Below are 9,474 nucleotides of genomic sequence, written 5' to 3'. Positions count from 1 at the left end.
CCGTGGTGAAAGACCACGATCCGATGCTCGACGACGTCACCTTCGACGTAGACGTTCACGACCGGGCTATCGAGCAGGCACCGTACCAGCGCAGCGATGAGTGAGTCGCATCCGTCGCCGTTCCCGACTGCGCTCATCCTCGATACTAGCTTTCTCCGGACGATCGGCGGTACGGGGAGTGACTCATCTGAGACGTTCGTTCAGTACGTCCGAGACGAAGACTGAGAGCTGTACCTGAGTCGCGGTGTCGTCGAAGAACTCACCGAACAGCGTGGCTACATCAGCGTCGATTGGGTGGACCGAGCGGACACCACTGAGTGGATTATCCTCCCAGGTGAGGTCCAACCTGGTGTTCGGGTACACGATGGACCGCGTGCAGGTGACATCATGGACCGAGTCCACGAGCGGCTGGCAGCGTTCGAACAGACAGATCCGGACGAGTTGCGAAAGACGGACTCGGAGTTACCAGCAGTCGGTGTGTTGCTTCCCTTTACTTCCCGCGTAACCCCGCCACTCACGGACCCGCTACCGAAACGCCTCCCGAAGCAACACCAGCAACCCACCAAACATCGTGAGATTGCCGAAGAAGGCCAGCCGCTCACCGTCCCGCGAGTCCTCGTCGGCGTTCCAGAAGTCGTGCATCGTCATCGTGACAACCGCGAGGAACCCAGCCGCCGCACTGGTTGCCAGCCGGGGCAGGCGCCAGAGCGCGATACCGAGGCCGGCGACCAACATCGTTCCCGAGGCAAGCGGCGCCAGCAGTTCCGGCATCGGAACGCCCGCCGAGTCGGCGTAGTCGACGGTGTCATCCATATCGCGGAAATCCTCCGAGGCCTGGAGCGCCAGCCCCAGCCCGATCGCGATGCGGCCGAGCCGAGAGACCGAACGGTCGTCGGCAGCTGTCGTCTCAGACATGGCTCTCTCTTTCGCGTCGACGGGGAAAAATCTATAGGGGGGACACTGTCCGCTCGGTCCGCCATGACGGTTCGGGCTCGACGGGGTCGAACGGGTCGCCACGGGTCACGACTCCGTCCGGGAACTGTCCCCGCAGCGTCCGGGCTTCGGCGAAGACCGCTACCCAGAACGGGCAAACCAATACTCTCGGAGAAAGAACTACCTTCCTTCCCCTCTCGGTACCACCATGCATCGACTCACAGGCGGACACGCGGTTGTCGAGCAGCTCGAACGGGAGGGTGTCGATGTCGCGTTCGGGATCCCAGGGGTCCACAACCTCGAACTCTACGACGCGCTGGTTGACGGACATATCGACCACGTGACGGCGCGCCACGAACAGGGTGTCGGCTTCATGGCTGACGGCTACGCGCGCACCACCGGCCGGGTCGGCGTCGCGCTCGTCATCACCGGCCCCGGGCTCACGAACGTCGCCACTGCGGTCGGGCAGTCCTACTCCGACTCCTCGCCGATGCTCGTTATCTCGACGGCTAACGCCGTCAACGAGGGTGACCGCGGGAAGGGGATGCTCCACGAACTCAAAGACCAGCAGGGGGTGATGGAGTCAATCGCCGCCTACAGCGAGCGCGTCGAGCGCGTCAGCGACATTCCCGGCGCTGTCGCGGACGCGTTCTCGTATCTGGAGAGCCACCGGCCCCGACCGGTTCACCTCGAAATCCCGACCGACGTACTCGAACGCGAGGAGCAGGTCGAACTCGTCGACCGCGCGCCGGCATCGCCGCCTGCGCCCGATGCCGACCGGCTGGATGAGGCAGCCGACCGCCTCGTGGCGGCCGACCAGCCTGTCCTGGTTGTCGGCGGCGGCACCGTCGAGGTTGCGGAGACGGTTCGCCGGTTCGTCGACGAAACGGGCCTCCCCGTCGTGACGACCACCGCCGGCAAAGGGGTGGTGCCGGCGAGTCACGACGCCTGCCTCGGGACCACTGTGGGGAGCGATGCCGCCGAGTCGTTCCTCGCGTCTCGGGACGTCGCACTGGCGGTCGGGACGGAGTTGAGCGAGCAGGAAACCGGCGGCGTGCCGTTCCCCGAAGAGCTGATCCACGTCGATATCGATTACACGAACCTCGCGAAGAATCATCCGACTGCAATGGGTATCGTCGGCGACGCCGAGCAGGCACTCGCAGGTATTCAAGACCGGCTGGCGACCCAGGGGTTCACGCCGCACGAATCCGGGGCTGCTGTCGAGTCCGCGGAACCAGCCCCACTCGCGGCGACTGCCGACGAGGACAACCGCCACGCGGTGCTCAGCGTGCTCCGAGAGAGCCTCGACGACGATGCTGTCGTCGTCAACGACATGACCAAGCTCTGCTACGAAGGGCGTAACCGGTTCCCGATGGAGGAACCGGGGAGCTTCCATTTCCCGATGGGCTACGGGACGCTCGGCTTTTCCCCGCCGGCAGCCTTCGGCGCCGCGGTCGGCACGAACCGGCAGGTCGTCGGCCTGGTCGGCGACGGCGGCTTCATCTTCACCGTCGGCGACCTGGCGACCGCGGTGAAATACGACATCGGCGTGCCGATCGTCGTGCTCAACGACGACTCCTACGACATCCTGGAGGACGTCCAGCGCGCGCAGTACGGCCGGACGATGGCGACCGATATCGAGAATCCGGATTTCGTCGCGCTGGCCGAGGGGTTCGGCGCGGCCGGCCAGCGCGTCGAGTTCGAGGAGCTCGAGGCGGCGCTTCCGGCGGCGCTGTCGGCGGCGTTCGACCGCGACCAGCCGACGGTTATCGAAATTCCGGTCGAGTTCTGAGCGTCAGCTGAAGCTGACCCGAATCTGATACCAGACGACCCGGACCCGTTCCACGTCCGGTTTCGTACAGGTCAGTTTCGCCCGTTCGCCCCCGCCAGCGCCCAGTCGTGTGCAGTTCATCCCTTGCCGTTCGAGATACTGTTCCCACGGGTCGGGTGCGGGCGTCGAGATATTCAGACGGAGCGTGTCGACGGTGCCGGAATCGTCGACGACGTCGCGACGGATGTTCCGCTCGGTGCGGACGAGCACGGTTTTGGAGCCCGAAACCGCGCCCTCCTCGACTGATAGCTGGATGATGGGGACGATGACGTGGTCCTGGCTGAGGACGAACTCCGGTGGCTCGACCATCCCGGCACCGTCCGTCTGAATCCGGGTCACTGCGCCAGCGCTGTAGCGGACACGGGTGTCCTCGGCGCGATACACGACCGGGTCGATGCTGTAGTTCCCTGTCGTGAAGCGGTTGGTCCCGCTGGCGTTGAACCCCGATACGTTCAAGTAGGTCGGTGGCCCGGAGCTGATCGTGGCTTCCGCGAGCCGGATCTCCGTCCCGCGGCTCGGGGCGCCGTGGTGGGTGATATCCTCGACGTTGTCTGCGAACACGTCGAAGGCGCGCTCGGCATTGTTCACTCGTTCGGCGTCGCGGGCGTCCTGTAGCCCACCGTAGCCGGCGGTAAGCACGACCCCGACGGTGAGGACGATGAGCGAGAACACGAGCACGAAGCCGATGGTCTCGCTGACGCCACGACGATCCTGAAGCACTACCTTCCGAGGTGGCCGGCACCGGCATAAGCGTTCGGCAGTCCGTGGATTCCTGATAATCGCTCCGACGAGTCGGAACGACTGGCCGGTACTCGTGGCTTCAGGAGCACCCGGCGTCTGTGTGTGGTATGGCGTCACTCACCGACGAGACGATCCACCAGTTGGAGCAGTTCCTCGGCGACTGGCTGACCGACGCGACCGTCCCCGGCGCGAGCATCGCGGTGGTTCGTGACGGCGACATCGCCTACACTGGTGGCTTCGGCTCTCGCGAACTCACCGAGAACAGCCCGGCGACCCCCGAAACGCTCTACGGCGTCGCCTCATGCACGAAATCGTTCACGGCGCTCTCGATCCAGCTTCTGGCCGAGCGCGGGAAACTGCGCGTCGACGACCCGCTCTCTGCCCACCTCGACGGCATCCGTATCGAGGGCGAGGACGGCCCAATCACGCTCCACGACCTGCTGACTCATTCCTCCGGGCTCCCGTCGCTCGGAACGAGCACCGTTCTGCTCTACCGCCTCACCGGTGTCGAGGAGTACGGCGTCCCGCTGGGCGACCGGGAGGATTTCCACCGGCATCTCAACGGCGCCGCCGACGAGATCGCGGGGCCCCGGGGCGAGCGGTTCATGTACTGCAACTCGGGCTACAATCTGCTCGGCGAGGTCGTGGAAGAACTCTCGGGCACGCCGTTCGACGAGTTCGTCGAGTCCGAAATCCTCCAGCCGCTGGGGATGGAGCGCTCGGGGATGGACCCCGCAGCGTTGAAGGAGGGCGACGCGATGACTCCGCACGCGCTCAAAGACGGCGGGGCTGAGGCGACGCCGTACCCCTACCGGCCGGTCAGCCTCCCCGCCGGGGGGCTCATCGCTCCGGTGACTGAACTCACTCGCTATCTCCGGATGCAGCAGAACGGCGGGACGTTCGAGGGGACCGAACTCATCGCCGAGGAGTCGCTCGCCCAAGCCCACGCCGGCCACATGGAGCGGGCCGACAGCGAGTATGGCTACGGCTGGCAACGGACGGACGTCGTCGGGCGCACGCTCGTCGGCCACGGCGGCTCACTCGGCGTCTCCTCATCATATATGGGGTTCACCGAGGATGGCGAGTGGGCGATCGCGATAGGCGCGAACACGACGCCGTCGCCGACGCCGCCGACCGTCGCGAAAGGTGTGCTCGCGATTCTGGCTGGTGAGGACCCCGAGGAAGCGGTCCCGTTCTTCGCCCGCAAATCCCGCTTCGAGAAACTGACTGGCGAGTACGAGTCCTACCGTGGCATCACGACGGCGACAGTCGAGCGCGAGGCGGGCGCGCTCAGGCTCACCAGCGAGAGCGCACTCGGTGAGGAGACGCTGACGCTGCTCCCCGCCGACCCAGAGAACCCCGGCGATGAGTTCGATATCCCGACCATGGCGGGTGCCAAGAAGACCGCGACGTTCGAGGAGCACGGGGACCACGTCGACCTCTACTACGACCGGAATCGGCTGCACAAACAGCGCTAACGGAGAAACCGCTGTGGTCGCGCTACCCTGTGTTCTCGTACTCGTCTTCGTCCGCTAACAGCCCCAGATCTTCGACGACCAGGTCCTGAAACGCGGCGGCAAGTTCGGGGTCGACGCGGGCCTGCTCCTCGCCGTCGTGCACCGACTCGTTGTGGCGGTCGATGCGTTCCTGGAGTTCCTCGAGGGGAACGCGGGTGGTCGTCTCGCAGACCGGGCAGTGGATCGGCACGTCGGGGCCCTCATCTCCGGACATGGATGTGGATTCACTTCCGAGAGTAAAGACCCCCGGGTTCTAACGGCCCCCGCCTCCAGCAGCTACGCTCAGCGCCGTCTCGGTTACTCCTCTGGCAGCTCCTCGGGGGTCACGCCGTAGCACTCGCGGAGTTCCCCCTGGCGCAGCTTCCCCAGCCGCAGATCACGGGCGAGCGCCCGTGGCGAGCGCTCGCTCGGGTCGCCGTAGCCGCCTGCCCCGGGCGTACGGATGCTGACGATGCTGCCCGCCGACAGGTCGTGGACGGATTTCTGGGGGAGTTTCTCGACGCCGGCGCGGAGCGGAGCCCCGTCGGGTGTCTCGTCCTCCTCCACGGCTGCGTACGCCACCGAGTCCTCGAACAAGTACGCGGCGCCGCGCTCGCCGTCGTCGCCGCCCTCCAGGCCGTACGGGGAGTGCTGGTGGCGGTCCGCGAGCAGGCTGAAGCGGGCCTCGTGGTTCCGGACCTCGATATCCCGGCGGAGCCCGAGACCGCCGCGGAACTCGCCGGCACCACCGGAATCCGGCCGCAGCGAGTAGCGCAGAATCCGGAGCGGGTAGGCGGTCTCGAGCACTTCGGCGGGCGTGTTCATCGTGTTACTCATGTGGACGTGGACGCCGTCCATCCCGTCCTTCCCGGCTCGGCCGCCGAAGCCGCCACCCTGGGTTTCGTAGAAGGCGTAGGGTCGCCCCGCTTCGTCTTCCGCTGCTGCCCGCGGGTCGGTGCCGCCGAAGGTGATGTTGTTCATCGTTCCCTGGCAGGCCGCGAGCACGCGCTCTGGCGCCTCCGTGCCGAACGCGCCGAGCACCGTGTCGGTGACGCGTTGACTGGTCTCCAGGTTGCCGCCCACAACCGCTGCCGGCGGGTTCGGGTTCACGAGACTGCCGTCTGGCGCGTCGATCGTGATCGGTCGGTAGCAGCCGTGGTTCGGCGGGATATCCGGGTCAGTCACACAGCGGACCGCGTAGTACGTCGCCGAGGAGGTGACCGCCAGCACCGCGTTGATCGGACCCTCGGTCTGGGGGGCGGTGCCGGCGAAATCGACGTGGACCTCGTCGCCGGCGACGGTGACCTCCACTTCGATCGGGAGGTCGGTGTTCCCACGGCCGTCGTCGTCGAGCAGGTCGCCGAACTCGTAGGTTCCGTCGGGGAAGGCTTCCAGTTCCGAGCGCATCCGGCGTTCGGAGTAGTCTTTCACCTCGTCGAACGCCGCGGCGAGCGTGTCGGCGCCGTACTCCTCGACGAGGCCGTGGACCCGGTTCCGGGCCGTCTCGTTTGCGGCCTCCTGGGCTCGGAGGTCGCCCCGGCGCTCGTCGGGCGTCCGGACGTTTGCGAGGATCATCTCGAACACGTCGTCGTTGGGCGCGCCGGCCTCGAACAGTTTGACCGGCGGGATGCGCAGCCCCTCCTGGTAGATCTCGGTCGAATCGGCGGCGACGCTGCCAGCCGTGGAGCCACCGACGTCCGCGTGGTGGGCGCGGTTGGCGGCGTAGGCGACGAGCCGCGGCTGCTCGTCGTCGAGGGTTTCGCGCTCACGGGTCGCTTCGCTCCCCGTTCGCGTTTTCGAGGCGCGCTGAGCCTCGGAGGGCTCGAAGATGGGCGAGACCAGCGTCAGGTCCGGGAGATGGGCGCCGCCGCGGAACGGGTCGTTGAGCAGCACTGCGTCACCGGGTTCCAGTTCGCCCTCGAACGCGTCGACCGCGGCGGCAACGGAGAACGGCATCGCGCCCAGATGGACGGGCATGTTCTCGGCCTGGCTCACCATCTCGCCGTCGGCGTCGAACAGCGCACAGGAGCAGTCCCGCCGCTCCTTGATGTTGGGCGAGTAGCCAGTCCGTACGAGGTTGGCGTTCATCTCTTCGGCGACGGCGACGCAGCCATTTCGGACGACTTCGAGGGTAACCGAGTCGACGTCTGGCGTCGTCGCTGCCTCGTCGCGTGCGTCACTCATTGGGCCACCCCCGTGTCCACGGCGAGCGTTCCATCGACGTCCACCGAGACGGACTGGCCGGGGCGGACGACGACGGTGCTCTCCTCGCCCTCCACGACGGCGGGGCCCTCGAAGCCGGTCGATGCCGGCAGTCGGTCCCGGTCGTACACCGGCGTCTCGTGAACCTCGCCGTCGAAGGAGGTGTCGCGGTGCTCCGAGATGGCGTCGGCGACGGTGCCGCCGGTCCCGGCGGGCTCCAGCGCTGGTTCGTCGACGACGCCGCGGGCGCGCAGGCGCAGCGTGACGAGTTCGACCGGCTCCTCCGGGTCGGCGTGCCCGTACCGCTTCTCGTGGCGCTCGTGGAACCGGTGCTCCACGGTGTCGAGCGTCTCGGCGTCGACCTCACCGTCCGGAACGGGGACCGAGACGTCGAAGGACTGGCCCACGTACCGAAGGTCCGCCGTGCGCTCGAAGCGCCGGCGCTCGGGCGCGATGCCCTCACTATCGAGTTCGGTGTCGCCTTCGGTCCGGAGCTCGGCGAACGCCGTGGCGACGGTTGCGGGGTCCACGTCGGCCCAGGGACGCACGCGGGAGCGGCTGTAGTCGTAGACGATATCGCTGATGAGCAGCCCCTGGGCCGAGAGCACGCCCGCGGTCCGGGGGACGAGCACGGTCGGGATATCGAGTTCGGCCGCCAGCGTCGGCGCGTGGAGCGGCCCGGCGCCGCCGAAGGCCACCAGTGCGAACTCCCGCGGGTCGTGACCCTGCTCGACGGAGACGACTCGGAGCGCCCGCGCCATGTTGGCGTTGGCGACGTCGAGCACGCCCTGTGCGGCCTCCTCGGGGCGCATTCCCAGCTCGTCACAGAGCTCTTCGAAGCCAGCGCGGACGTCGTCGATGCCGACCTCGCGGTCCTCGGGCAGGAACCCTTCCGGGTCGATCCGGCCAAGCAGGAGGTGCGCGTCTGTCGTCGTCGGTTTCGTTCCACCGCGACCGTAGCAGATCGGCCCGGGATCGGCGCCCGCAGAGCGCGGCCCAACGCGGAGCGCGTCGCCGGCGTCGACCCAGGCGATCGAGCCGCCGCCGGAGCCGACGGTGTGGACGTCGATCATCGGGACGCCGACGGTGTAATCGCCGACATCCACGTCCGTGGAAACGACCGGGTCGCCGTCCTGCACGAGCGAAACGTCACAGGAGGTGCCGCCCATGTCCATGGTGATGACGTCGCTGTAGCCGGCGCGGGCGGCGACGTGGGTCGCGCCCTGCACGCCGCCGGCGGGCCCGGAGAGCAGCGTGTTGACCGGGCGGTCGCGGGCCGCGCCGGCGTCGATGAGCCCGCCGTTGGACTGCATCAGCTTCAACGACGTGGCGATCCCCCGGTCGCTGATTTCGCTCTCCAGCGCGCCGATGTAGTTGTCCATCACGGGTTTGAGCGCGGCGTTGAGCGCGGTGGTGACGCTGCGCTCGTACTCCCGGATCTCCGGGAGCACCTGACTGGAGACGGAGAGCGAGTACTCGGGAAGCTCCTCGGCCAAAATCTCGGCGACACGCTGCTCGTGCCCGTCGTTCTCGAAGGCGAACAACAGCGAGATCGCGACGCTGCCGACGCCGGTGGCCTCGATATCTGCGGCGACCGCCCGGACGGCGTCTTCGTCGAGTTCCGTGAGCACGCGCCCGCGCTCGTCCAGTCGTTCGGGGACGGTGAACCGGCGGTCCCGCGGGACGATCGGTTCGGGCTTCTCGGCCATGAAGTCGTAGATGTCGGGGCGGTCCTGCCGACCGATCTCCAGCGCGTCGCGGAACCCCTCGGTGGTGACCAGGGCGGTCTCGGCCCAGGTGCCCTCGAGCACGGCGTTGGTGGCGACGGTGGTGCCGTGACTGAAGAAATCGACCTGGGTGGGTGTGTAGTTTGCCTGCGACTTGCTGGCTTCGAGGCCGTCGATGACGCCTTGCTCGGGGTTTTCCGGGGTGGAGGGAACTTTGGTGACGGAGATCTCCCCGTTCTGGACGGTGACGACGTCGGTGAACGTGCCGCCGATATCGACGCCGACGCGGACCGATTCGTGGTCGGGCTCGGTCGTTTCCTGGTGTTCGCTCACGCGTTGCTGCCTCCTGTTGGTTGGCTGGTTGGTCGGGTCGTGCGTGACTGGCTCATACTGTAGTGGGAGCGCCCCCGGTTACGTGGGTGTTTCCTTCTCGGTAGTTCGCGATTCTGAATGGGTGGTTCTGTCTCTACGGGTTCGAGTGTAAGGCGGTACAGGGTTAGCAACACCGTGAAAGCCCTATCTATCGCTGGTAGGGAGAAACGCA

Annotated in this window: 8 protein-coding genes; 3 read left to right on the top strand and 5 right to left on the bottom strand. The window is 67.2% G+C overall.

Going from position 1 to position 9,474, the window contains the following annotated elements:
* Nucleotides 1–96: 96 nt before the first annotated feature.
* Nucleotides 97–225 (top strand): hypothetical protein, encoded by a 129-nt coding sequence (locus V5A38_RS13225; RefSeq protein WP_332326234.1) that lies wholly within the window; start codon nucleotides 97–99, stop codon nucleotides 223–225.
* Nucleotides 226–525: 300 nt separating this feature from the next.
* Here V5A38_RS13225 and V5A38_RS13220 read toward each other — a convergent pair whose 3' ends face one another.
* Entirely contained in the window at nucleotides 526–915 is a 390-nt protein-coding gene (locus V5A38_RS13220; RefSeq protein ID WP_332326233.1) for a DoxX family protein, read from the bottom strand.
* A 226-nt stretch (nucleotides 916–1,141) separates the two neighbouring features.
* On the opposite strand from V5A38_RS13220, the gene V5A38_RS13215 reads away from it, so the two are divergent.
* Nucleotides 1,142–2,725, top strand: coding sequence for a thiamine pyrophosphate-binding protein (locus V5A38_RS13215; protein WP_332326232.1), 1,584 nt, complete (start codon nucleotides 1,142–1,144; stop codon nucleotides 2,723–2,725).
* A 3-nt stretch (nucleotides 2,726–2,728) separates the two neighbouring features.
* On the opposite strand, the gene V5A38_RS13210 is transcribed toward V5A38_RS13215, so the two are convergent.
* Nucleotides 2,729–3,484, bottom strand: coding sequence for a hypothetical protein (locus V5A38_RS13210; RefSeq protein ID WP_332326231.1), 756 nt, complete (start codon nucleotides 3,482–3,484; stop codon nucleotides 2,729–2,731).
* A 128-nt stretch (nucleotides 3,485–3,612) separates the two neighbouring features.
* Between V5A38_RS13210 and V5A38_RS13205 the strand changes: the two genes are divergently transcribed.
* Nucleotides 3,613–4,983, top strand: coding sequence for a serine hydrolase (locus tag V5A38_RS13205; protein WP_332326230.1), 1,371 nt, complete (start codon nucleotides 3,613–3,615; stop codon nucleotides 4,981–4,983).
* A gap of 22 nt (nucleotides 4,984–5,005) precedes the next feature.
* On the opposite strand, the gene V5A38_RS13200 is transcribed toward V5A38_RS13205, so the two are convergent.
* The 3 genes from V5A38_RS13200 to V5A38_RS13190 all read right to left on the bottom strand — a co-directional run bounded on the left by V5A38_RS13200 (nucleotide 5,006) and on the right by V5A38_RS13190 (nucleotide 9,263).
* Complete coding sequence (locus tag V5A38_RS13200) at nucleotides 5,006–5,236, bottom strand: hypothetical protein (protein ID WP_332326229.1); 231 nt, start codon at nucleotides 5,234–5,236, stop codon at nucleotides 5,006–5,008.
* Between the two features lie 83 nt (nucleotides 5,237–5,319).
* Nucleotides 5,320–7,185, bottom strand: a complete 1,866-nt coding sequence (locus tag V5A38_RS13195; protein WP_332326228.1) for a hydantoinase B/oxoprolinase family protein — start codon at nucleotides 7,183–7,185, stop codon at nucleotides 5,320–5,322.
* On the bottom strand, nucleotides 7,182–9,263 hold the full coding sequence (locus V5A38_RS13190) for a hydantoinase/oxoprolinase family protein (protein ID WP_332326227.1): 2,082 nt from the start codon (nucleotides 9,261–9,263) through the stop codon (nucleotides 7,182–7,184). Before V5A38_RS13190 ends, V5A38_RS13195 begins: the two co-directional genes overlap by 4 nt.
* Between the last annotated feature and the right edge of the window lie 211 nt (nucleotides 9,264–9,474).

It is taken from the genome of Halolamina sp. (assembly GCF_036626355.1).
Lineage (GTDB): Archaea > Halobacteriota > Halobacteria > Halobacteriales > Haloferacaceae > Halolamina.
This window is presented reverse-complemented; position numbering and strand designations above follow the sequence as displayed.